Here is a 24,670-nt window from a genome sequence, read left to right on the forward strand (position 1 = left end):
AGAGAATACTATGCATAAAATAACCGAATTTGTCCTGAAAAGACCGGTTACCACCTTCCTCGTGGTCGTCAGTCTGATCTTTTTCGGATTCATGTCCATCACGAACCAGAAGATGGAGCTCATGTCCGACATCGAGATGCCGATGATGATCGTCACCACGACCTATGCAGGCGCGTCACCGGAGGATGTGGATAAGCTGATCACGAAGCCGATTGAGGACGGTGTATCCGTCCTGTCGGATGTGAAGGAGGTCACCTCCCGTTCCGCAGAAAACTACGGCATGACCATCATCCAGTATGAGTATGGTACGGATATGGATGAGGCCTATGATGCGCTGAAAAAGAAAATGGATGCCATCAAGTCGAAGCTTCCGGATGGCGCAGATGATCCGACCTTCCTCGAGATGAGCATGAACGGACAGCCGTCCATGTACCTCACCATCCAGAATCCGACGCAGGAAAACATGTACAACTATGTCGAGAATGACATCGCACCGGAGTTCAACAAGCTGAGCACGGTTGCGTCGGTGGATACGACCGGCGGACAGAAGCAGTACGTACAGATCCAGCTGATTCCGGAGAAGCTGAAGCAGTATCATCTTTCCATGTCGACCGTGGCACAGCTTGTCAGTGCCGCAGATTTCAGCTATCCGGCGGGTACGACCAGCGTCGGCAGCCAGGATCTTTCCGTCACCACCTCGGTCAGCTACCCGGATGTGCAGTCGCTTCAGAATATCCCGATCGTCACCGGAAACGGCAGTACGATCTACCTGAAGGACATCGCCCTCGTGCAGCTCGCACTGGAGGACAAGGCGGCCATCGGCCGTTATGATGGCAACGATACGATGATGCTGAGCATCACGAAGACCCAGGACTCCTCCGCTGTTTCCATGTCGAAGGAAGTGATGTCTGAAGTGAACGAGCTGAAGGCGAAGGACGAGAACCTCGACATCATCGTCGTACAGGATGAGGCCGATATGATCAAGAGCTCGCTCTCATCCGTTTTCCAGACCATGATTGCCGCCGTCATCATCTCGATGGTCATCATCTTCATCTTTTTCGGTGACTGGAAGGCATCCCTCATCGTCGGTACCTCCATCCCGATCTCGATCCTGACGGCCCTCATCGCGATGTGGGCGATGGGCTACTCCCTCAACATGATCACGATGTCTGCGCTGGTGCTCGGCGTCGGCATGATGGTCGATAACTCGATCGTCGTCCTGGAGGCCTGCTTCCGTGCGATGGATAAGTATGTGGCGATTGGCGTGAAGACGCGGCGCAGCGCAGCGGTCGAGGCCGTAAAGACGGTCGGAGAATCCGTTCTCGGATCGACGGTCACGACCTGCGTCGTATTCCTGCCGCTCGGCTTCATGTCTGGTCTGTCGGGACAGTTCTTCGCACCGCTCGGCTTCACCATCGTGTTCTGTATGATCGCCTCGTTGATTTCGGCGGTTTCCGTCGTACCGCTCTGCTTCGTTTTCTATAAGCCGAAGGAGAACACGAAGGCACCGGCCTATAAGGCGGTCCGCAGCATGCAGGGTGGCTATCGCCGGATCATGGAGAAGCTGCTTCGGCATAAGAAGATGGTGCTTATCTCGACCGTCGGTCTCCTGATTCTGTCCTTCCTTCTGGCATCCCAGATCCGTATGGAGATGATGCCGCAGACCGATCAGGGCCAGATCGATATCACGGTTTCGACGAAGCCAGGTCTCAACATCGAGGAGGTAGATAAGATCCTTCAGAACATCGAGGCCATGGTCGCGGCCGATCCGGACACCGAGGACTATATGGTGAGCGCCGGCAGCTCGGGCATGATGTCGATGATGAGCAGTGGCGGCAACAGTGTGACGGCGTACCTGAAGAAGGATCGCAGCATGTCCACGAAGGAAAAGGCGAACGAATGGCGGAAGGCCCTCGATGGCACGAAGGACGCGGTCATCACCGTGGAGTCCTACAGTATGATGTCGACGATGTCGACTTCGAACGATACCTACTCTACGATCATCACCTCGACGAACTATGACAAGCTGAAGGAGGCCTCCGATCAGATCATTGACGAGCTTCGTCAGCGGAAGGATGTTACCGCCGTTCACTCCTCGCTCGAGAATGCGGCACCGCTCATCAAGTTCCATGTCGATCCGATCAAGGCGGCCGCCGAGGGCCTGACCCCGGTACAGGTCGGACAGCAGCTCTACAGCATGTTGTCCGGTACGAAGGCCATGACCATGCAGGTCGACGATGAGGATGTGGATGTCAAGGTCGAGTACCCGAAGGATGAGTATGACCATCTTCAGAAGGTAGAGGATATCTTCCTGAGCACGCCGACCGGCACCCAGGTACAGCTGAAGGATCTCTGTGATATTAAATTCGAGGATTCTCCGGCGACCATCGTACGTGATGATCGTAAGTATCAGCTGACCATCACGGCGGATTACACGGATCTCGCGGATAAAATGACCTCGAAGACCATCGATCAGGAGGTCATCGCGAAGTATCTCACGAACGGTATCGGCTACGCAGAGAGCTCCAGCACGAAAATGATGATGGAAGAGTTCAGCTCGCTGGGCATGGCCATCGTCATCGCGATTTTCCTGATCTGGGTGGTCATGGCGGCACAGTTTGAGTCCATGCGCTTCTCGTTCATGGTCATGACGACCCTGCCGTTTGCGCTGATCGGTTCCTTCTTCCTGCTGTGGATCGTGGATGCGACGATCTCCATGCCGTCCCTCCTCGGTTTCCTGATGCTGATCGGTACCGTCGTAAACAACGGCATCCTCTATGTCGATACCGTGAACCAGTACCGTATGGCGATGCCGCTCCAGCGTGCCCTCATCGAGGCTGGTGCGACCCGACTTCGCCCGATCCTGATGACGACCCTCACGACCGTCGTGTCCATGATTCCGATGGCAATTGGCATCGGCGACAACGGACAGATGATGCAGGGCCTCGCCCTCGTCGATGTCGGCGGTCTCACCGCCTCAACCCTCCTCGCGCTTCTGATGCTGCCGACCTACTATGCGGTCATGGATAAGCGGAAGAGAAACGTCGAGCGGGATGTTCCGGAGGCCGGCTATATGGTTGACCGTAATCCGGCCGAGTATTATCAGCAGAAAGCTGCATCGGAGTGGGAGCGCTACGGTACCCCGGACGATGATCCGACCCCGATGAACGATTCGGATATGACCGACGGATTTCCAGATTAAAAGCTGTTAGTATATGCTAACTCGTGATAAAATAGCCACGGAAACGTGACAGGATGCCTGCATTGGCAGAAACAGGCGGCGGACCGCCGGGATGTGACGGTCCGTCGAAAAGGAGAGTTCAATGAAGAAAAGCAGAAAGCAGATGACCGCCCTGACGCTCGTGCTCAGCATGGCGATGTCCGGACAGGTCCTCGCCGTGACGGGCGCGACGGTGGACTATGCGCCGGCGCAGACCTCCTATGAGCGGGAGCGGACGGTGGAGCAGTGGGCGACGCTGCGTGATGATGTGATCAGCTGGGATGAGCTGCAGGACCTCGTGCATGAGTACAATCCGACGGTGTCGGCGATGTGGCTGAACTACCGGAATAACGAGAACAGCGGCACCTATGACCTCGACTACGATGATGTGCTCGACGCCATCGAGAGCACGTATTCGAATTCGCTGGGAAACGGAGACATCTCGGATGCCACGGCAGAGATGACCCGGAGTACCTCGCTCGCGGGGATCGAAACGACGATTCAGAATTCGGACCGTCAGATCGTTGAGCTCACGAATCAGAAGACCGAGCGGAACATGACGGAGGCCATCCGGCAGCAGATCATCGCGATCTATACCTCGGAGCTTACGAAGGAGCTTGATCAGCTGACGGCGGAGTATAACGAGACGAAGATCGGCGTCGCCGAGCGGAAGCTGCAGGCGGGCACTGGTACGGAGCTCGAGGTGCTGACGGCACAGAAGACGGCGAAGGATGCCGAGGCTGCGCTGCAGGCCGCGACCGCGGATGCCACGAAGGCACGGCAGACCGTGCTCGTGAACCTCGGCTGGAACTATGATGCGACACCGCAGATCTGTGCGGTGCCGGAGGTGACGGACGCGATGATTGCGGCACTCGATCTCGCCCAGGATACGCAGACGGCACTTCAGAATAATTATCAGCTGCGCATCGATCAGCGGAAGCTCGCGCTCGCCGAGAGCGAGGGCACGAAGAACACGACGCAGATCACCGTGACGAACGACGAGAATCAGGTGCAGTCAAACATGACGGCCCGCTACAATGCCGTCCTGAGTGCACAGAATGAGCTTCGGAAGGCGGAGCTGAATCTTCAGAATCAGCAGACGACCCTCGGACGTGTGACCCGCAGCTACGCAGCAGGCGCGGCGAGTGCGCGTGATCTCGAGGATGCACAGTACAGTGCGGCGGCAGCAGAATATACCGTGAAGCTCGATCGCTATGCGCTTCAGAGTGCATACTTCAGCTACCTCGCCGGCCGTGACGGCCTCGCGGGCAGCAGTGCGTCCTGACGTGACGGATAAGCATGCATCTGATCGATCAGCGTGACGAGGGCGTACAGGGTACGCCGGAGTTGTATGGCTGCACAGGTCGTAAGCGTGCCTGCCACGACGATGATCGTATAAACAGGAGAGTGACGATGAAGAAGAAAAAATATATGACCGCGCTTCTGATCCTGACGCTCGGTGCCTACGGCTTAGGATCGCCTGCATTGGCCGCGACCACGACCGTCAGCCATCCGCTGTACGGTGAGAGCCACACGCTGACGGGGCAGGATGCCTCAGGGCGTCCGGACGGGATGGATGACGCCACCTGGGCAGCGCTCATGGATGATGTCATCGAGTACAGCGAGATCCCGGATCTCGTGGAGTACCGGAGCATCATCGGGCGCACGCAGACGGCGATGATCGATGGACGAGCCGACGGCATGGTGCAGATGACGAATGCGCTGTCGAGTACGATCCGTGATCTGAGAGATACCATCTCGGATCTCCGGGATCGGGCGGCAGATAGTACGAGCGCGGAGGAGAAGCAGGCGCTGCTGATGCAGGTGCAGGTGCTGGAAGGCATGATCGGTACTGCCGGCGGCACGGGTCTGGCCGGAAACCAGAACCAGACAGAAAGTGGTATTTCGACCCTTGTGACGAAGCTGAAGCAGGGACTGCACCCGACGAAGGTGGCCCTGATATCCGGCATGAACGGTGCTTTCGTGGGCTACCAGAGTCTCGTGGAGCTTCGGGAGATGTACGCGGACCAGGTCGGGATGTACGAAGGGATGTATGAGCGTGCTGTGCGGCAGCAGGCTCTCGGTTCGGCGACGGCACTCGAGGTACAGCAGGCGAAGGTGAATCTCGATGGCGCGAAGCTGAGCCTCTCCGACACCGAGGAGAAGCTGCGTTCCGTGAAGGACGCCATCGCGCTGACGCTCGGATGGAATGCGGCGGATACCGCGAAGGTGACGATAGGAAAGCTTCCGGCGTATGACGCGGGCTTCATGGCCGGTCGGAACATCGAGGTGGACATCGCCGAGGCACGGCTGCATAATGTAGCCTATGGCAGTGCGATGGGGACGGTCGATAAGAACATCACCGGCTATACCGCGACGGATATCCAGCTGAGGTCGGCGGAGCAGAACCTCAATATCACGATGACGGAGCTCTATAACACGGCCGTGCAGGCGGGGACGACTGCGGAGTCGGCGCAGCTCGGCTTCCGGATCGCGGACCGTCAGAAGGACTCGGCGGAGCGTATGCTGGCGGCCGGTATGATGAGCCTCACGGATTATAAGGCCGCATCGGTGCAGTATAACGCATCGAAGATGCAGGCGGACATGTCCGCCATCAACGCCTCTGCGGCGGTGCTGAACTACCAGAACGCACTGCAGGGAATTCTGTGAGCCCTTCGCTTTCATCGTTGTATGGTGGTTTCCGATGTACCTTCGGAAGAGACACCGGGTTCCAGTCCTGACTGTAATAAATTTTTTAATGAACGATGTGCAAAATTATGCGCGCCCCGTGTGCTAGAATACGGGATGTCGGAAAGCTTGAAAAAGCGTCTCCTGTGCGGGTTTTGTGCATCGTTTTTTCTAGTCTGTCCGCAGACTAGAACTATGGTCCGCAGACAGACTATGGTCGGTATAACGACTATATTCAAAGAATAAACACTATGCTATACTTCGTGCAAAGGAAATAGTAACTCCTTGACAGAGATGGAATTTAAGCTTAAAATGATGAATTAAAAGAACATACGTTTTTATGGAGGATAGACATGGCAGCGAAGACCAGTAAGGCACCGGTTGACTATAATCAGGATCATGAGCAGAAGCTGAAGGCCCTGGATGTGGCACTCACACAGATCGAAAAGAATTTTGGTAAGGGCTCGATCATGAAGCTCGGTGAGTCCGCCGCAAATCTAAATATCGAAACCGTACCGACCGGATCCCTTTCCCTGGATATCGCGCTCGGTGCCGGCGGCTACCCGAAGGGAAGAATCATCGAAATCTATGGACCGGAGTCCTCTGGTAAGACGACGCTCGCGCTCCATGCCGTGGCCGAAGTACAGAAGCGTGGCGGGATCGCCGGCTTCGTCGATGCAGAGCATGCACTGGATCCGAAGTACGCGCAGAACATCGGCGTTGATATCGATAATCTCTATATTTCCCAGCCGGATTCCGGTGAGCAGGCACTGGAGATCGCCGAGACGATGGTGCGCTCCGGCGCGATCGATATCCTGGTCATCGACTCGGTCGCAGCCCTCGTTCCGAAGGCGGAGATCGATGGTGAGATGGGCGACAGCCACGTCGGTCTGCAGGCTCGACTCATGTCGCAGGCGCTTCGTAAGCTGACGGCGGTCATCGCGAAGTCGAACTGTATCCTGATCTTCATCAACCAGCTGCGTGAGAAGGTCGGCGTGATGTTTGGAAGCCCGGAGACGACGACCGGTGGACGGGCACTGAAGTTCTACGCCTCCGTACGACTGGATATCCGTCGGGTGGAGACCCTGAAACAGAACGGGGATGCCGCCGGTAACCGTGTACGTGTAAAGGTGGTAAAGAACAAGATCGCCCCGCCGTTTAAGCAGGCAGAGTTCGATGTTATGTTCGGCGAGGGTATCTCGAAGGCCGGTGACGTCCTGGATCTTGCGGTCAATGAGAACATCGTCGAGAAGTCTGGAGCATGGTTCGCCTATAATGGCGAAAAGATCGGACAGGGCCGTGAGAATGCGAAGGAGTACCTCCGTCAGAATCCGGCGGTCATGGCGGAGATCGAAGGCCTCGTACGCGAGAAGTACGGCCTGCCGAAGGACGAGTTTGCTGAGGCGGCAGCTGCGGCTGCGCAGCAGATGCCGGATACAGACACGGAAGAGCAGGATGAAGTATAAAGAACGCAGATACTCTATAACCCGGGTACGTATCAGTGGGTGAGAGAAGTGCGGATGTAAGCATGATAATCATCAGCCGGATGATCCTTTTGGATGATCCGGCTGGCTTTTTCTGTATATGATAGAAAAGAGCAATCGGTTTTCACGCATGATCGGACCACGGAACGTTTTCATGTCTTCGGTCAGCTGTATGTGAAAGGAAGATGAATTGAAAAGTCTGGAAGATTTTCAGAGAGAGCATGGTGGCGGTGAGCGATATGTGCTGGATCCGGATCAGCTGAGTGAGCGGGAGAAGCTCGTGAATCGCTGCAAGGAGCGCTGCCTCTATCTCATCGAGCACGCAGAGAAGAGCGAGTCCCGTCTCCGGGAGAAGCTTCGGAAATCCGGAAAATACACAGAGGACATCATCGATGAAGCGATGAAGATGCTGAAGCGCTATGGGTACATCGATGACCGTCGTTTCGCCGAGCAGCTGATTAAAACCTATGCCGGACAGAAGTCGCTCCGGGAGATCGAGCAGAAGCTCTACCAGCGGGGCGTCGGACAGGCGGAAATCCGCGCGGCGATGGATGCCTTCCGCGCAGACGACCAGCGCGCCGGCGACGCGGAGCTTGCAGCCGTGCAGCGGGCGATTCGTAAGAAGTGTAAGGATACGGAGGCACTCGGCGTAGAGGAGAAGCGGAAGCTCTATGCCGCACTGCTCCGGAAGGGCTTCAGCTATGAGCTCGTGACGCGGGCACTGGCGCTCGATGCTGAAGAAAGCCTGTAGCTTCTTCCCCCTGCAGCCTTGACAGATGATCACAGGAAGCGTAAAAGATGGGGATGAAGCATCGGTATCGATGCGCGGACGCATACGTACGTGAGAGGCTGCATGAGAAGATGAAGAACAGGGGAGATACAACAGAATCCGAAAAAGCAACATCCGTAATGGAATCTGAAAACAGTGAATCCGGGATGCGAGAGGCGCTGGCGCGGGATCAGAGGTATGGAAAGCCGGTCGTCGTCGCCGGCATCGTGCTGATCGCGATGGAACTCTGGAAGCAGCTGACGCTGTGGCTTCTCGTGGAGGGCGGACAGTATAATGTCTGGTACTTCCCGTTTCAGCTCTGTTCCCTCCCGATGTACCTCGCCCTCCTTTATGGTATGCTGCGGAAGCGTACAGGGCGGCGTGCCTTCATCATCAAACGGGCCCTCCTGACCTTTCTGCAGGACTACGGCTTTCTCGGCGGTGCACTGGCACTGATCGTACATGAAGGCCTCCTGCATCCGGGACATCCGCTGTTGACGGCTCATGGCTTCATCTGGCATATCGTGATGCTGCTGACGGCGCTCTATATTCATGCCACTGGACTTTCGGACAGATCCTGTCGGGGATTCCGGCGTACCCTCCCGATCTTCGGCATCGCCGTCGTCCTCGCAGAGCTCATCAACATCGCACTGCATCGCTATGGCGACTGTGATATGTTCTACATTACGCCATATCATCTCAGCTCTCAGCCGGTATTTCGTTCGATCGATGCCGTCATCGGACGCCCGGTCGGGATCCTTCTGTACCTCGGCTGCGTCGTCCTCGGTGCCTTTCTCGTGCATCTCCTCTTTTCGTTACGGTCACCGTTCAGAAAGTAGGGGTCCCCGGCTTAGATTTCACCGGTCTCGTAGTACTGCGCCTTCGTTGCCGCCCGTTCGGGCCCACTGCCTGAACGGTGACTCGTTACTGCGGAGCAGATCTGTCGTGCAAAATATAATTGCATGCCCGGGCCGCATATGCTAAGATACCGATTCGTGACGAAAAAAAGCCGGAGGGTATCATGGCAGATAAATACGATTGCTTAAAACTGGAAAACCAGCTTTGCTTCCCGCTCTATGCATGTGCGAAGGAGGTCGTACGGCACTATAAGCCGTTCCTTGATAAACTGGATCTGACCTATACGCAGTACATCGTGATGATGGTGTTATGGGAGAAGAAAAGTGTGAACGTAAAGACGCTCGGAGAGAATCTGTACCTGGATTCCGGTACATTGACCCCGCTGCTGAAGCGACTTGAAACGAAGGGACTCATCCGACGGGCCCGCTCTCACAGCGACGAGCGTGCGCTGGATGTCTCCATCACCGAGAAGGGCGAAGCGCTTCGGGAAGACGCACTCGATATTCCACAGGAAATCAACGCATGTATGCAGCTTCAGAAGGATGAGATCCATGCACTGTATACACTGCTTTATAAGACCCTGGACGGCGTTGAAGCGTCCATCGCATAGGAAACGCTATGTATGAAAAACTGTTCGCAGCCTGCTGCGGGCAGTTTTTTGTTCTTCCCCTTTTTGTTGACATGATTGTTATATTTATATAAAATTAAATGGTTGAGTTAATGTAATTTGAAAATAATTTCAAATATAAGCTGTATTATAAATAGAATTGGTCTGGGCCGGGACGGACAGTCTGCCGTTTTGACTCGTTCACATATCTGTTTGTACATTAACAACATAATAGTGAAGGAGGAACACAAAGTGACCATCGTTATCGTTGTGGCAGTGGCCGTTGTGGTGGGCCTCATCATGTTCTTCGCTGGAATAAACAAGGCAAAGAGTGACTTCGAAAAGACAGTCGGCTCCGCTGAGAAGAAATCCAGAGAGATCATCGATGATGCGATCAGAACAGCTGAGAATAAGAAGCGTGAAGCTCTTCTCGAGACGAAGGAAGAGGCGTTAAAGGCGAAAAACGATCTTGATAAGGAGATCAAGGACCGTCGTAAGGAGGTATCCGATCTCGAGCATCGTATGCTGAAGAGAGAGGAAGCCTCTGAGAAAAAGGCTGTGGCCCTGGATCAGAAGGAACAGGAACTCCGGAAACAGCAGGATCGGATGCAGCAGAAGGAAGCCGAGATCGACGAGCTGCATAATCAGAAGGTGACGGAGCTCGAGCGTGTGTCCGGTCTCACGAGAGATCAGGCGAAGTCAGAGCTTCTGAAGTCCCTCGAAGAGGACACAAAGCACGATTATGCGAAGATGATTCGCGAGTATGATAATCAGGCGAAGGAAGAGGCCGAAAAGAGTGCCCGCAACTATATCGTGGATGCGATTCAGCGTTGTGCAGCTGATCAGGTGACCGAGTCGACCGTTTCCGTCGTGCAGCTTCCGAATGATGATATGAAGGGCCGCATCATCGGCCGTGAGGGACGTAATATCCGTACACTGGAGCAGCTGACCGGCGTAGAGCTGATCGTCGACGATACGCCGGAGGCGGTTGTTCTTTCCGGATTTGATCCGGTGCGTCGTGAGGTCGCAAGAATCGCCCTCGAGAAGCTCATCGTCGATGGACGTATCCATCCGGCGAGAATCGAAGAGGTCGTAGAGAAGGCACAGAAGGAAGTCGACGAAACCATCCGTGAGGAGGGTGATGCCGCTGTCCTCGAGGTCGGTGTACACGGCCTGAATCCAGAGCTGGTGAAGCTTCTCGGCCGTATGAAGTTCCGTACCTCCTATGGTCAGAATGCACTGCGTCACTCCGTTGAGGTCGCCCAGATTTCCGGACTCCTCGCCGAGGAGCTCGGACTCGACGTTCGTATGGCGAAGAGAGCCGGTCTGCTGCATGATATCGGTAAGGCTATCGATCATGATATGGAGGGAACGCATGTCCAGCTCGGCGTCGATCTCTGCAAGAAGTACCATGAGCCGGAGGTGGTCATCAACACCGTGGCATCCCATCATGGCGGTACCGAGCCGACATCTCTGATTGCCTGCCTCGTCGCCGCAGCCGACGCGATCTCCGCAGCCCGTCCGGGCGCACGTCGTAAGTCTCTCGAGACCTACACGAATCGTCTGAAGGAGCTCGAGGATATCACGAACTCCTACAAGGGCGTAGAGAAGTCCTTCGCTGTTCAGGCCGGACGAGAAGTACGTATCATGGTTGTCCCGGATCAGGTATCCGACGATGATATGACCATCATGGCACACGATATCGCGAAGCAGATCCAGGATCAGATGCAGTATCCTGGCGTCATCAAGGTCAATGTGATCCGCGAATCCCGCGCCGTAGACTACGCGAAGTAAACAGAATAAATCATCATATGATGTAGAGAAATCCCTGCAGGCGATGCCCTGCAGGGATTTCTTATATATTCACAGAACTGCAGGATTTTATGCGTGGTGCTGACCGATGAGCTTTCAGTCGGAAGGTTCTCCCTGAAATGAGGAGACCCCGGTGAAGCCGAAGCTCCACCGGGGCAATTATGAAAAATCTATCAATTGGAGAAAAATACCAACATTCATATCGTACAGAGGATTTTCTTTATCTAATTTTCTGTACATTGTTAATATAGTATCGAAATATGAATAAATTATGAACAAACGGTAAATGCTTTTCACTTTTCGAAATATTTTGACTGCCGCTGGAACCGTCATCTTTAGCCGCCCCTCCGGGTCCCCTGTTTGAGCAGTAAAGTAACCGCTCACCGGCCATGTCCCTTTTCGAGTACCTGCATTGAGTTGCCGTCGCATTTGTGGTAACGTATAACAAGTAAAACTGGCTTTATCTGTGAGGAGAATACATGCCGAAAAATAAAACACTGATCCCACACAACACGGAGCGTGAGGTGCTGGTCACGGGCCATCGTAACCCGGATACCGACTCCATCTGCGCTGCGATCGCATACGCAAACCTGAAAAATAAAATCACTGGCAGCAGTAAGTACATCCCTTGCCGCGCCGGCGAGCCATCCCGTGAGACCGCCTTCGTCCTCGATTACTTCGAGGTTCCGGAACCGCGGCTGATCACCACCGTAAAGACCCAGGTCTCCGATATCGAGTACCGTCAGACCCCGGGTGTAAATAAAAACATGTCCCTCAAGAAGGCATGGACCATCATGAATGAGGGCAATGTCGTCACCCTTCCAGTCGTCACGAAACGGAACGCCCTTGAAGGCGTCATCACCATCGGCGATATCGCGAAGTCCTATTTCAATGTCTATGACTCGCAGATCATCTCGAAGGCACATACGCAGTTTTCAAATATTCAGGAAACACTGGAAGCGACCGTCGTTACCGGTGATGTCAAGCGCTTCTGCACCGAGGGTAAGGTGCTGATCGCAGCCGCAAACCCGGAGATGATGTCCTACTATATCGAGAAGCACGACATCGTCCTCCTCGGAAACCGTGCGGAGAATCAGCTCTCTGCGATGGATAACGGTGCCGACTGCATCATCATCTGTGAGGGGGCCGATGTTTCTCCGACCATCAAGGCACTGGCCGAGCAGAACGGCATGATCATCATGGTCACCAGCTACGACGCCTATACCGCAGCGCGACTCATCAACCAGTCGATGCCGATCAACTACTTCATGACGGAGGATGATATTATCACCTTCACCGAGGACGATTTCGTGGATGATATCCATGACATCATGGCAAACAAACGTCACCGTGATTTCCCGGTCCTCAGTAAGGACGGTACCTACCTCGGCATGATTTCCCGCCGAAATCTCCTCGGAAATCATGGCAAGCAGGTCATCCTCGTGGATCATAACGAAGCCGGACAGGCGGTCGAGGGCATCGAATCTGCCGACATCCTCGAGATCATCGATCACCATAAGATCGGTGCCGTGCAGACCATGTCCCCGGTATACTTCCGAAACCAGCCGCTCGGTTGCTGCTCGACGATCATCACGATGATGTACCGTGAGAGCGGCGTAGAGATCGATCGAACGACGGCCGGTCTTCTGATGTCTGCGATCATCTCCGACACCCTGCTCTTCCGCTCGCCGACCTGCACGCCGAAGGACGAGAAGACCGCACGTGAGCTCGCGGAGATCGTCGGTGTCGATATCGAGAAGTACGCCTTCGATATGTTCTCCGCCGGCTCGAACCTGAAGGGAAAAACCATCAAGGAAATCTTCTACCAGGACTTCAAGCACTTCAAGGCCGGCAAGGTCGACTTCGGTGTCAGCCAGGTGACCTCCCTGAATAAGGAAGAGCTCGAAAGCATGAAGGACGAGCTGGAGGATTTCGCCCTTGAGGCGATGAAGATCGAGGGGATCGACATGAGCTTCATCATGCTGACCAACATCCTCGAGCGCAGTACCGACCTCCTGGCCATCGGAGCCGGCGCAGGTCCGCTCGTGAACAATGCCTTTGCCGTAGAATCTGTGCGGAGACCTGCACGAAGCGAAGACGGGAAGGTGCTCGATGCCTGGTCCGTCGAGCTTCCAGGTGTGGTTTCCCGTAAGAAGCAGCTTGTGCCGCAGCTCACCCTTTTCGCAGAACAGCTGTAAACAGACATTCGTGCAGTCTGAAGCGGCAGTCGTGACGAATGCACCGGAGGGCAGACTTCTGGCTCCGACGAGCGGAGGCTGAAGTCCGCCCTTCAGACGTTATAACAGAACGGAGAGGAGACACTATGAATATTACGATGATCGGAATGCCATCCAGCGGCAAGTCTACCGTCGGGGTACTGCTGGCGAAGCGACTGGGAATGAACTTCGTGGATGTCGATATCGTCATCCAGGAGAAGACGGGGAAGCTTCTGAAGGAGATCATCGCTGAAAAAGGACAGCAGGGTTTCCTGCAGGTCGAAGGCGATATCGCGGCAGGTCTCGATGTAGAGAACGCGGTTATCGCACCGGGCGGCTCCATCTGTTACGAGGACTGGGCGATGCAGCACCTCCGTTCCATCGGTAAGGTCGTCTACCTCGACATCAGTTACGATGAGATGGTACGCCGCATCGGGAACATCGTCGACCGTGGCGTCGCGATTCCGGAGGGATACACACTGAAGGACCTGTATGATGAACGCACCCGCCTCTATGAAAAGTATGCGGATATCCGCATCGACGAGCGTGGCAAAAGCCTGGGACAGGTCGTGGATGAGCTGCGCAGGATCTTCACAACACAGTATAAGGATGAACTGAAGCTGCCGAAGTAAATCTGGCAGCACAGGAAGAGCAGGAGAAAACGAGATGGCAGATAAGTATACGAAACGCCTGGTGCTGGGCATCCTTGCGCATGTAGATGCAGGAAAGACGACCCTCTCGGAGCAGATCCTCTACAGCTCCGGACGCATCCAGAAGCTGGGGCGTGTCGATAAAGGTGATGCCTACCTCGATACAGACCAGATGGAGAAGGAACGCGGTATCACCATCTTTTCGAAGATGGCGAGCTTTCAGCTTCAGGATATCGCGGTGACCCTCCTCGATACGCCGGGACATGTGGATTTTTCCGCCGAGATGGAGAAGACCCTGTCCGTGATGGATTATGCGATCCTCGTGATCAATGGTGCCGATGGTGTACAGGGACACACTGAGACCTTATGGCGTCTGCTGGAACGCTACCATGTTCCGTGTTTCGTGTTCGTAAACAAGATGGATCAGCCGGGGACGGAGAAGCCGGCCCTGATGGCGGATCTGGAAAAGCACTTCGGTATGAGCCTCGTTGATTTCAGCGAGGCCGGTCGCTATGCGATGTCCGACGCGCTGAAGGAAAATATCGCCATGTGTGACGAGCACTGCATGGAGCGCTTCCTCGAAACCGGTGCTCTCGAGCCGAAGGATGTACGGAACATGATCCTCGACCGGAAGCTTTTTCCGGTATTTTTCGGTTCGGCCTTGAAGGGCGATGGCGTGGAGGCACTGCTCCAGGGGATGTACCAGCTGATCGAAATTCCGCTCTATCCGACGAGCTTCGGGGCCCGCGTGTTTAAGATCGGACGGGATGCGCAGGGCCATCGCCTTTCCTATATGAAGATTACCGGTGGCGAGCTGAAGGTGCGTACCGAGCTTCTGCCGGGCGAGAAGGTGCCGGAGCTTCGGTTCTACAGCGGTGTGAAGTATACCACTGCGGATACGGCGGAAGCCGGATCTGTCGTGGCGATCCCGGATCTTCCGGGACTGAAGACCGGCGACAGCCTCGGCTGTGAGCCGGCAGGACGTGACCCGAGTCTGCGCCCGGTGCTGGACTATCAGCTCGTATCCGAAGATGTGGATGCGCTGGAGCTCTATCGGAAGCTGCAGTCGCTCGCCGACGAATTCCCGGAGCTCCATATCCGCTGGGACAGTGCGCAGAAGGAGATTCACATTCATCTCATGGGTGAGGTCCAGACCGAGATCCTGAAGCGTATGGTGAAGGAACGCTATGGTATCGAGATCGGATTTTCGGCCGGTCGCATCCTGTACCAGGAAACGATTGCAGGACCGGTCGAGGGTGTGGGCCATTTCGAGCCGCTTCGACACTATGCCGAGGTGCATCTTCTGCTGGAGCCGCTCCCGCGTGGCAGCGGTCTTCAGTTCCGAACCGACTGCTCCACCGATGCGCTGGCCATCAACTGGCAGCGTCTCGTACTGACCCATCTCAAGGAGCGGGAGCATATCGGTGTACTCACCGGCAGCCCGGTCACCGATCTTCGTTTCACACTCGTGGCCGGACGGGCCAGCAACAAGCATACCGAGGGCGGCGATTTCCGTGAGGCGACCTACCGTGCGGTGCGCCAGGGACTCCGGAAGGCGGAGAACATCCTGCTGGAGCCGTACTATGCCTTCACGCTCGACATTCCGACCGACTATATCGGCCGTGCGATGACGGATCTCTCGAATATGAATGCACACTTCGGCTCTCCGGAGATGAAGGGGGAGCGGGCAGTGCTCGAGGGTACCGCACCGGTCGTTCGGATGCGGAACTACCATCAGGAGCTGATGGCCTACACGAAGGGTCTGGATAGTCTCTCTCTGCGCTTCAGCGGTTACGACCGCTGTCATAATCCGGAGGAGGTAATCCTTGCCCGGGGCTATGACCCGGATCAGGATATCCTGAATCCATGCTCCTCCGTTTTCTGTGCGCATGGTACCGGCTTCATCGTGCCGTTTGACGAGGTGGAGAGCTACATGCATGTCGAGTCGCCGCTCGAGCTGGAGGGCCCGGTGGAGAAGCGCGACTTCGAAGCGGATGCCCTGCGCCTCGAGCGTATGCATGAGGGCAAGAAGGACGAGGGCTACAAGAGCGGCGGTCATTACATCGCGGATCAGGAGCTCGAGGATATCTTCGTGCGTACCTACGGACCGATCAAAAACCGGGCGAAGGACATGAATATCGCGAGTGCCCGCACCATTCGTGCACGGGAAAAGGAAGAAAATCTCGCAGAGAACCGCCGGACGAAGAAACCGCTGGTGAAGAAAAAGAATTATCTGCTCGTGGATGGCTATAACATCGTATTTGCCTGGGAGGAGCTGAAGGCACTGGCCGCGGTGAATCTCGATGCTGCGCGTGGAAAGCTCCTCGATATCCTGTCGAACTATGCCGGCTACACCGGCGTCGAGCTGATCGTCGTGTTCGATGCCTATCGTGTGGCAGGGCATGTCGTAGAGCAGACGAAGTACCATAATATCTACGTGGTCTTCACGCGGGAAGCGATGACGGCCGACGAGTACATCGAGGAGGAGACCCACGAGCTCTCGAAGCAGTATAACGTCACCGTGGCGACCTCAGATAAGGTAGTGCAGGTCATCACCTGGGGAAGTGGTGCCGTCCTGTGGTCCGCCCAGGACCTGCTTCGCGAGGTGCAGCGCTGTGAAGGAGAGATCCGAAAGGAGTGGCATGTTTAAACGTCAGTGGTGGCGTATGTCCATCGACCGGAAGGTGCAGAGCTTTGCGGCTGTGATCGTATTCATCATACTGGTCTCGGCCGGCTTCGCCATGTTCACGATGAACTATTCTCTCCGGGACTACGGTCAGCTCCTCGATGAAAACCGCGCCTGCCAGTCCTTTATGAAAGCGATGGAAGAGGAGGGCCTTGCCTTCGACGGCTATGTTTCTGCCGGTACCGAAACGGCACGGGATATGCTCGAGAAGGCGATTCACCGTACGGAACGCTCGATCGAAGCGCTTCCGTTTGATTATGAAATCATCGGAGCGGAACGTTATGCCCGTACCTGGAATATCCGGAATGCGTATCAGCAGTATGCGGCGCTCCGTGATGAGATGCTGTCTGAAAGTACGAACCGGACCGATTTCCTGAAACGTCTCAATGAATACAATCAGCGGGAGGATTACCTCGAGCAGTATTCCCGCCGGCTGCTGCAGCTGACCGTAGAGGCTGGCTCGAGTGCGTATACCGAGAAGCTCCCGCTCTTCCGGGTGCTGCCGTTTATTTTTATCAACTTCACCCTGATTATGCTCGTCATCGTCGTGGAGATGGGAAGCGTGATGAAGGAATCCATCGCGAAGCCGGTTCGGGAGCTCAGCCAGGAGGCACAGCGCATCGCTCGTTCCGATTTCTCTGGAGAGGATATCCATGTAGAAAACCGGGACGATCTCGGTGAGCTCGTGTCGATCTTTAACGATATGAAGCATGCGATGGAGGAGAATATCCAGACGATTCAGGAAAACCATCGGATGACAGAGCTGCTGCAGCAGGAGAAGCTCGAGAACAGCGAGATGGAGAAACGGCTCAATGCCAATCGGCTCGAGCTGCTGAAGAGTCAGATCAACCCGCATTTTCTCTTTAATACACTGAATATGATCGGCTCCATGGCGGATCTCGAGGATGCCCCGACGACCGAGAAGATGACGCAGTCACTTGCACAGCTCTTCCGGTATAATCTGAACACACGCGAGCAGATCGTGCCGATCGAAATGGAACTTCGCATCGCTGAAAACTATATGTATCTTCAGAAGATGCGTTTCGGAAGTCGCATACAGTATCAGGTGAACACGCCGGAAGACGTCAGCCATATTCGTATTCCGTCCTTTACGATGCAACCACTGGTGGAAAATGCCATCGTACACGGTCTGTCGAAGAAGGAGCAGGGCGGGACAGTCTCGGTTACCGTGACCGAGGATTCGACGAGCGAGATCGTCACCCTCCTGATCGAGGACGACGGACTGGGCATCGCGGAAGAGCGGCTGTCTGCACTGAACGCCCGCATGCATAACCCGGAGGAAAATAAGACGGCGCGGATCGGCATCGGTCTCGGCAATATCTATCGCCGGATTCGTACACTCTATCCGGAGGGTGGCGATCTCCGCATTGACGCAAAGGAAGGCGTCGGTACACGCATCACACTGACGATCCCACAGGAACGGGAGGGAGCGGAACCGCGTCCGGCGCTGGAGGGGGTCTGACCCCATAAACTTCGGCTTTAGATTTTGTTTAGAAAAATTTTATGGGGTCAGACCCCCTTACGAAATTCTTAAATTTTATGGGGTCAGACCCCCTTACGAAATTCTTAAGACGAACGGGAGCAGATCCCGTCAGGTTTCAGTTTATATGGAGGAAAGGAGCTTGGTATGTACAGAATCCTGGTGGCAGATGATGAGGCCATCGAGCGGAAGGTACTGTTGAAAAAGCTGCGCCAGAAGTTCGGTGAGGAATCGGCGGTATTTTATGAGGCGGAGAACGGACGCGAGGTACTGAAGCTGTATGAGGAAAAGGGGGCGGATATCCTGCTGCTGGACATCGAGATGCCCGGTATCACGGGACTGGAGGCAGCGGAGCAGATCCGGCAGAAGGACCGGAACTGTGCCATCCTCTTTCTGACCGCCTTTAACGAGTTTGACTATGCGCGAAAGGCGATTTCCGTGCATGCGCTCGATTATCTTCTGAAGCCGTATGATGAGACGGAGCTGTTTCTCTCGATTGATTCGGCGATGCACTATGTCGATCAGGTGAAGGCGGGTCAGCTTCAGCCGCTGCCACAGGTGGAGACGGAAGCAGCGGCAGGTGGATCCTCCGGAGTGGAAACGCCGGGGGAGGGCGAAGAAGACCACGCGCAGGAAGAGAGTGGTGAGGACCGGATCGTATCCCGCATGCGCCGCTACGTGGAGGCGCATTATATGGAGGACGTCTCCGTGCTCGATATCGCAAGTGCCTTCGGCTACAGCGAGGCGTACTTCTGTAAGCTCTTCAAGCAGAACTTCGGAAAGAATTTCGTGACCTATCTGACAGAGTACAGGGTAGAGCTCGCAAAGAAGGCACTCGCTGAGCTTTCCTGCAACGTAAAGGAAGTCGGCCAGCGGGTCGGCTATGCTGACAGTAATTATTTCACGAAGGTGTTTCGCCGGATCACCGGCATGAGCCCATCCGAGTATCGAAATCAGCTGGGCTGATTGTTCATAAAAACGTCTTAATGGTGAGAGAAGCCATAATCTGTTGTGAGTATCGCACAGATTATGGCTTCTTGCTTTGTGTACTTTGATAAAAGTGAATAACAAATGTGAACAAAATGTTAAAATAGTACGGCAAATGTCAGAATTTTCCTCTGTTTCCACGCAGGATTGTTCTTTATAATGTGCTTGTGTGTGAAAGACATCCGCAGAGTGTGGATGTCAAAATTATACAAAATGGAGGATATCTATTATGAAGAAGAGAATCTTAAGTGGCGTTCTCGCCGCAACCATGGTTGCATCCCTTGCAGCCTGTGGCTCATCCAAGCCGGCTGAGACCACTGCAGCAGCTACCACTGCAGCAGCAACCGAGGCAGCTACCGAGGCCGCAGCTGAGACCACTGCAGCAGCAGAGGAGAAGACGACCGAGGCCGCAGCAGCAGACGGTGAGTACACTGTAAACGAGGCTGCAGCAGCTGATCCGGCGGTTACCCTGACCATGGCTGAGGTTAACCCGCTCGAGGGTACTATCTGCGGACAGATGGATACCAAGTTCAAGGAGGCTGTTGAGGCAATCTCCGGTGGTTCCATCACCATCGACCTTCAGGCATCCGGCGTACTCGGCGCAGAGCAGGACGTTCTTGACTCTATGCTCGGCGGTGGCGGAGACATCGATATGTCCCGTATCTCTGCATTCGCGCTGACTTCCTACGGCGCATCCAAGTCCGTTCTTCTTTCTCTCCCGTACGTTTTCGAGTCCAGAGAGCATTTCTGGAACTTCGTACACAGCGATCTCGGTGCAGAGATTCTGAACGAGTCTGAGGAGGCTGGTGTTGGTATCAAGGGTCTCTTCTACGGCGAGGAGGGCTTCAGACACTTCTTCACAGTTGAGAGCAAGCCGGTTTCTACCGTTGCTGATCTTAAGAACATGAAGATCCGTGTTTCCAATGACCCGATCATGCAGAAGATGGTTTCTTCTCTCGGTGCAAACCCTGCATCTGTTTCCATGACCGAGCTTTACTCCGCACTTCAGACAAACACCGTTGATGGTGCTGGTCAGCCGATCGCAAACTACGCTTCCAACCGTTTCGACGAGGTTGGTCCGAACCTTACACTGGATGGTCACACACTGGGCGCAATCGAGGTTGTTATCTCTGATGAGTCCTGGAACAACAAGCTGACCGACAACCAGAGAGACGTTATCACCGAGGCTTCCAAGATCGCTTCTGATTACTGCCAGAAGATCGCTGCTGAGACTGAGGATAAGGTTCTCGAGGAGCTCAAGGGTCGTGGCTGCAACGTCATCGAGATCGCTGACAAGTCCGAGTGGGAGGCTGCATGCGCACCGATCACCGAGGAGTATGCTACCGGCGAGCTTAAGGATGTGCTTGATCAGATCAAGGCACTTGCTTAATCTGTAAAAAAGTAACCAAACGTCATTTTCGAATGACATGTAGTGAGGTGCTCACGGCGTGTCCGTGAGCACCTCATAGTTTTAGAAGGGGGATTCTATGCTTGACGCTTTAAAAAAGTTTGAGCCAATCTATGATTGGGTTTACAAAATCGTCATGGTGCTCTGTAAGCTGCTTCTCGTGGCTGATATCCTCATCATGACCTGGGTTGTACTGGGACGTTACCTCACCTTCTTACCGGCGCCAGGCTGGGGCGAGGAGACGATCCTGACACTGATGGCCTATATGTCCGTGCTTTCTGCGGCACTGGCTATCCGTCGTAATGCGCATATTCGTATGACGACCTTCGATCGTTATCTTCCGACGGGGCTTCTGAAGGCCTTGGATCTTCTCGATGATATCGCTGTCATGGTACTTGCGTTCATCATGCTGATCGTCGGTTGGAAGTATGCAAACGGCATCGGTGCGAAGGGTTCCTTCATCTCCATGCCATGGCTCAGTAAGAAGTGGATGTATTTCCCGATTCCGCTGGCCGGCTTCGCGATGATCTTCTTCGAGCTGGAGCGCTTAGTGATCGATATCGAGCACATTCTGGATAAGAATTATAAGCCGGATGACGGCATGCATTTTGATACCCCGGATGAAAAGGAGGCGAAATAATTATGGCAAATACAACCGCTATTGCAGTTCTCCTGATTACATTCTTCGCATTGGTTTTCCTTAGAGTGCCGATTGCGTACTCTGTAGCACTTTCATCGGTCTGCTGCCTGATGTATCAGGGACTTCCGCTGAACACCGTTGCACAGCAGATGGTAAAGGGTATTTCATCTTTCTCCCTGATGGCCGTTCCGTTCTTCATCACCATGGGTGTATACATGGGAACCGGTGGTATCTCTGAGAAGCTGCTGGATCTGGCAGACGCCTTCGTCGGCTGGATGACCGGTGGTCTCGCCATGGTAAACATCCTGGCATCCTACTTCTTCGGTGGTATCTCCGGATCCGCTTCTGCAGATACCGCATCCCTCGGCTCTCTTGAGATCCCGATGATGGTAAACCGTGGTTATGATGTTGACTTTGCGACGGCTGTTACCATCGCATCCTCTGTTGAGGGTATGCTGGTTCCGCCATCCCACAATATGGTTATTTACGCGACCACGGCAGGTGGTATCTCCATCGGTTCGCTCTTCCTCGCAGGTTACCTTCCAGGCGTTGTTCTCGCAGGTTCCCTGATGATCGGTTCCTACATCATCTCGAAGAAGAGACACTATCCGAAGGGTGAGCCGTTCTCACTGAAGAGACTGGGACGCAGCCTCGCAACCTCCATCTGGGCACTGCTGTGCATCCTGATCGTCGTAGTCGGTGTCGTAGCCGGCGTGTTCACAGCGACGGAGTCTGCTGCGATCGCCGTTATCTACTCACTGCTTGTATCGATTTACGTTTATAAGGGTATCACCTGGAAGCAGGCATGGGCGTGCCTCGACAGCTGTGTAGAGACCCTTGGTATCGTGCTGATCCTTATCTCTACCTCCTCGATCTTCGGCTACTGCCTGACCAGACTCCATGTTCCGGATCTCGCAGCAAACCTGATCACCGGTGTTTCGAACAACCCGGTTGTCATCGCACTGCTCGTGAACCTCATCCTTCTGATCCTCGGCTGCATCATGGATATGGCGCCGATCATCCTGATTTCGACCCCGATCCTTCTTCCGATCGTTATGTCCATCGGTATGGATCCGGTTCAGTATGGTATCATCCTCGTTCTCAACTGTGGTATCGGTCTTCTGACACCGCCGGTTGGCTCGGTTCTCTTTATCGGTGCAGCGATTGCGAAGCGTCCGATGGAGAAGATCGTCGTAGCGATGCTTCCGTTCTATGTGATGATGGTTGTCGCACTCATGATGATCACCTTCATTCCGAACATCTCCCTCCTCATTCCGAAGCTCTTCGGATATGTACAGCAGGGTACCGGTGTTCTTTCCATGATCGGCAAGCTGTAAGCAGCGTGTCTACATGTGAATTTATGCGATTAAAAAGCGCGGCGGTTGAATCCGCCGTGCTTTTTTTATAAGATGGATGCAAACAGGAAGAGAGGTGCATGCATGCGTTATCATTTTAAATACAGAAACGGCGTGAAGGAGATGTGGGAGCTCGCGATGATCTATCAGTACAGCTCGCTGGTTGGCGTGGTCAATGTCGTCTTTACCTTCGCGATGGCGGTCCTCGCGGGTGCCAGCTACGGAAATCACTGGATGGGCTGGCTCATCGTTTCAGCGATCGGTACAGTTTATTTCCCGCTCATTCAGCCGCTTATCGTTTATGTTCGATGCAGAAAAAATGCAGTGAAGATCCAGGAGGATACAGAGCTTGCATTTTCGGAGGAGCATATCTATATCACCGTAGGGGAGCAGCACCAGACACTGACATGGAAGGAAATCTATGCGGTTCGTCGCTTTCTGAATCTGACGGTACTGTACACTGGACGTGGACACGGACTGGTGATTCCGGGCTATGCCTTTCAGAGTAAAGAAGAAAGCAAATCCTTCCTGCAGTTTGCAGAGGCAAGTGCAGTGAAGGCTCATCCGGCGAAAAAGACGAAGTGACGGTAGACAGTGAAAAGACGCAGTGACATGAAGAGACAGACGATTTTTTCTTTCAGAGGACGCAGAAAGTGCCTGCTGTTGAGTCTTGGCGGCGTCGTTCTGCTGAGTCAGCTGCCTGGATGCAGTACGGCAGCGGCCGATGCGTCGAAGAAGGCGAGCTCGCAGAGTACAGGCGGTGCCGGTGTGGCGTCGACAGCGAGTGCGGATGCTGCGGGGATCACAGACGCACAGACGAATCAGTCGCAGACATCACAGGAGAGGCAGAGAAAGGTCCCGGAATATGTGTTCAGCTATGCCGATAACCAGACGGGCAATTATCCGACCGTCCAGGCAGCACGCCGCTTTGCAGACCAGGTGAACCAGGAAACCGATGGCCGCATCGAGATACGTGTATATCCGAACGCAGAGCTCGGGGATGAGGATTCTACGGTACGACAGGTATCCTATGGTGGCATCGATTTCTGTCGTTGTTCGCTCTCGAATCTGCCGGACTATAGTGAAGAAACGCTCGTACTGCAGCTGCCCTATCTATATGAGGACCGAGACCATATGTGGCGGGTACTGGATGGGGAGATCGGTGCACAGGTGAAGGACAGCTTCCAGGGAAGCGGTATGGTTGCACTTTCCTGGTTTGATGCCGGCGTTCGTAATTTCTATACGACGGATGAAGCGATCCACTGCCTCGAGGACATGCAGGGGATGAAGATCCGTGTCCAGCAGGCAGAACTCGCAGAAGATATGGTCGAGGCGCTGGGGGCGGAAGCCGTGCCGATCGTCTACGAAGCCGTCAAGGATGCGCTGCAGACCGGTGAGATCGATGGCGCGGAAAATAACTGGGCGTCCTACGAGGCGATGCAGCATGACGAAATCGCCCGGTACTATACCGTGGATGAGCATATGCGCGTTCCGGAGCTGATGCTCGTCAGCAGTGCGACCTGGGAGCAGCTTTCCGCGGAGGATCAGGCGACGATTCAGCGCTGTGCGGATGCGGCCGGCCTCTATGAGCGTGAGCTCTGGACGGCACGTGAAACGAGTGCACGGGAGAAGTGCCTTCGGGAGGGCACCGTCGAAATCGTGCTGCCAGAGCGGGAAAAGAAGCGCTTCCGGGATGCGGTTTATCCTCTTTACAAAAAGTACTGCGGGGATTATGCTGAACTCGTTGAAAAAATCAATGAAATAAGAGATTGATAAGAAGGTAGAGAAT

At 54.6% G+C, this 24,670-nt stretch carries 18 protein-coding genes; all 18 read left to right on the plus strand.

Going from position 1 to position 24,670, the window contains the following annotated elements; genetic code table 11:
* Window positions 1-10 precede the first annotated feature (10 nt).
* Window positions 11-3,202: an efflux RND transporter permease subunit gene (locus ACTQ52_RS08100; RefSeq protein ID WP_441982313.1), complete on the plus strand. Its 3,192-nt coding sequence runs from the start codon at window positions 11-13 to the stop codon at window positions 3,200-3,202.
* A gap of 121 nt (window positions 3,203-3,323) precedes the next feature.
* Window positions 3,324-4,505 (plus strand): hypothetical protein, encoded by a 1,182-nt coding sequence (locus ACTQ52_RS08105; protein ID WP_441982314.1) that lies wholly within the window; start codon window positions 3,324-3,326, stop codon window positions 4,503-4,505.
* Window positions 4,506-4,633: 128 nt separating this feature from the next.
* Complete coding sequence (locus tag ACTQ52_RS08110; protein ID WP_441982315.1) at window positions 4,634-5,890, plus strand: TolC family protein; 1,257 nt, start codon at window positions 4,634-4,636, stop codon at window positions 5,888-5,890.
* Between the two features lie 371 nt (window positions 5,891-6,261).
* Window positions 6,262-7,374, plus strand: a complete 1,113-nt coding sequence (recA, locus tag ACTQ52_RS08115; protein WP_410042700.1) for a recombinase RecA — start codon at window positions 6,262-6,264, stop codon at window positions 7,372-7,374.
* A gap of 208 nt (window positions 7,375-7,582) precedes the next feature.
* Window positions 7,583-8,143, plus strand: coding sequence for a regulatory protein RecX (locus ACTQ52_RS08120; protein ID WP_410042699.1), 561 nt, complete (start codon window positions 7,583-7,585; stop codon window positions 8,141-8,143).
* Between the two features lie 47 nt (window positions 8,144-8,190).
* A complete protein-coding gene (locus tag ACTQ52_RS08125; RefSeq protein ID WP_441982316.1) occupies window positions 8,191-9,000 on the plus strand; it encodes a TMEM164 family acyltransferase in 810 nt (269 codons plus the stop codon).
* 182 nt (window positions 9,001-9,182) lie between these two features.
* A complete protein-coding gene (locus tag ACTQ52_RS08130; RefSeq protein WP_441226406.1) occupies window positions 9,183-9,629 on the plus strand; it encodes a MarR family winged helix-turn-helix transcriptional regulator in 447 nt (148 codons plus the stop codon).
* Window positions 9,630-9,926: 297 nt separating this feature from the next.
* Window positions 9,927-11,420: a ribonuclease Y gene (gene rny / locus ACTQ52_RS08135; RefSeq protein ID WP_441982343.1), complete on the plus strand. Its 1,494-nt coding sequence runs from the start codon at window positions 9,927-9,929 to the stop codon at window positions 11,418-11,420.
* Window positions 11,421-11,917: 497 nt separating this feature from the next.
* The gene (locus ACTQ52_RS08140) at window positions 11,918-13,636 is read left to right on the plus strand and encodes a putative manganese-dependent inorganic diphosphatase (protein ID WP_441982317.1); all 1,719 of its coding nucleotides are present in this window, start codon (window positions 11,918-11,920) and stop codon (window positions 13,634-13,636) included.
* A 125-nt stretch (window positions 13,637-13,761) separates the two neighbouring features.
* On the plus strand, window positions 13,762-14,286 hold the full coding sequence (locus tag ACTQ52_RS08145; RefSeq protein WP_410042695.1) for a shikimate kinase: 525 nt from the start codon (window positions 13,762-13,764) through the stop codon (window positions 14,284-14,286).
* A 34-nt stretch (window positions 14,287-14,320) separates the two neighbouring features.
* Complete coding sequence (locus tag ACTQ52_RS08150; RefSeq protein WP_441982318.1) at window positions 14,321-16,954, plus strand: NYN domain-containing protein; 2,634 nt, start codon at window positions 14,321-14,323, stop codon at window positions 16,952-16,954.
* Window positions 16,947-18,473, plus strand: coding sequence for a sensor histidine kinase (locus tag ACTQ52_RS08155; RefSeq protein ID WP_441982319.1), 1,527 nt, complete (start codon window positions 16,947-16,949; stop codon window positions 18,471-18,473). The genes ACTQ52_RS08150 and ACTQ52_RS08155 overlap by 8 nt, the downstream gene beginning before the upstream one ends.
* A gap of 165 nt (window positions 18,474-18,638) precedes the next feature.
* On the plus strand, window positions 18,639-19,457 hold the full coding sequence (locus ACTQ52_RS08160; RefSeq protein ID WP_441982320.1) for a response regulator transcription factor: 819 nt from the start codon (window positions 18,639-18,641) through the stop codon (window positions 19,455-19,457).
* Window positions 19,458-19,707: 250 nt separating this feature from the next.
* Window positions 19,708-20,868, plus strand: coding sequence for a TRAP transporter substrate-binding protein (locus ACTQ52_RS08165; RefSeq protein ID WP_441982321.1), 1,161 nt, complete (start codon window positions 19,708-19,710; stop codon window positions 20,866-20,868).
* Between the two features lie 97 nt (window positions 20,869-20,965).
* Entirely contained in the window at window positions 20,966-21,526 is a 561-nt protein-coding gene (locus tag ACTQ52_RS08170; RefSeq protein ID WP_410042690.1) for a TRAP transporter small permease, read from the plus strand.
* 2 nt (window positions 21,527-21,528) lie between these two features.
* A complete protein-coding gene (locus tag ACTQ52_RS08175) occupies window positions 21,529-22,863 on the plus strand; it encodes a TRAP transporter large permease (protein ID WP_410042689.1) in 1,335 nt (444 codons plus the stop codon).
* A gap of 102 nt (window positions 22,864-22,965) precedes the next feature.
* Entirely contained in the window at window positions 22,966-23,466 is a 501-nt protein-coding gene (locus tag ACTQ52_RS08180) for a YcxB family protein (protein ID WP_410042688.1), read from the plus strand.
* Window positions 23,467-23,493: 27 nt separating this feature from the next.
* The gene (locus ACTQ52_RS08185; RefSeq protein WP_441982322.1) at window positions 23,494-24,654 is read left to right on the plus strand and encodes a TRAP transporter substrate-binding protein; all 1,161 of its coding nucleotides are present in this window, start codon (window positions 23,494-23,496) and stop codon (window positions 24,652-24,654) included.
* Window positions 24,655-24,670 lie beyond the last annotated feature (16 nt).

Source organism: Oribacterium sp. Sow4_G1_1 (assembly GCF_052116105.1).
Lineage (GTDB): Bacteria > Bacillota > Clostridia > Lachnospirales > Lachnospiraceae > Oribacterium.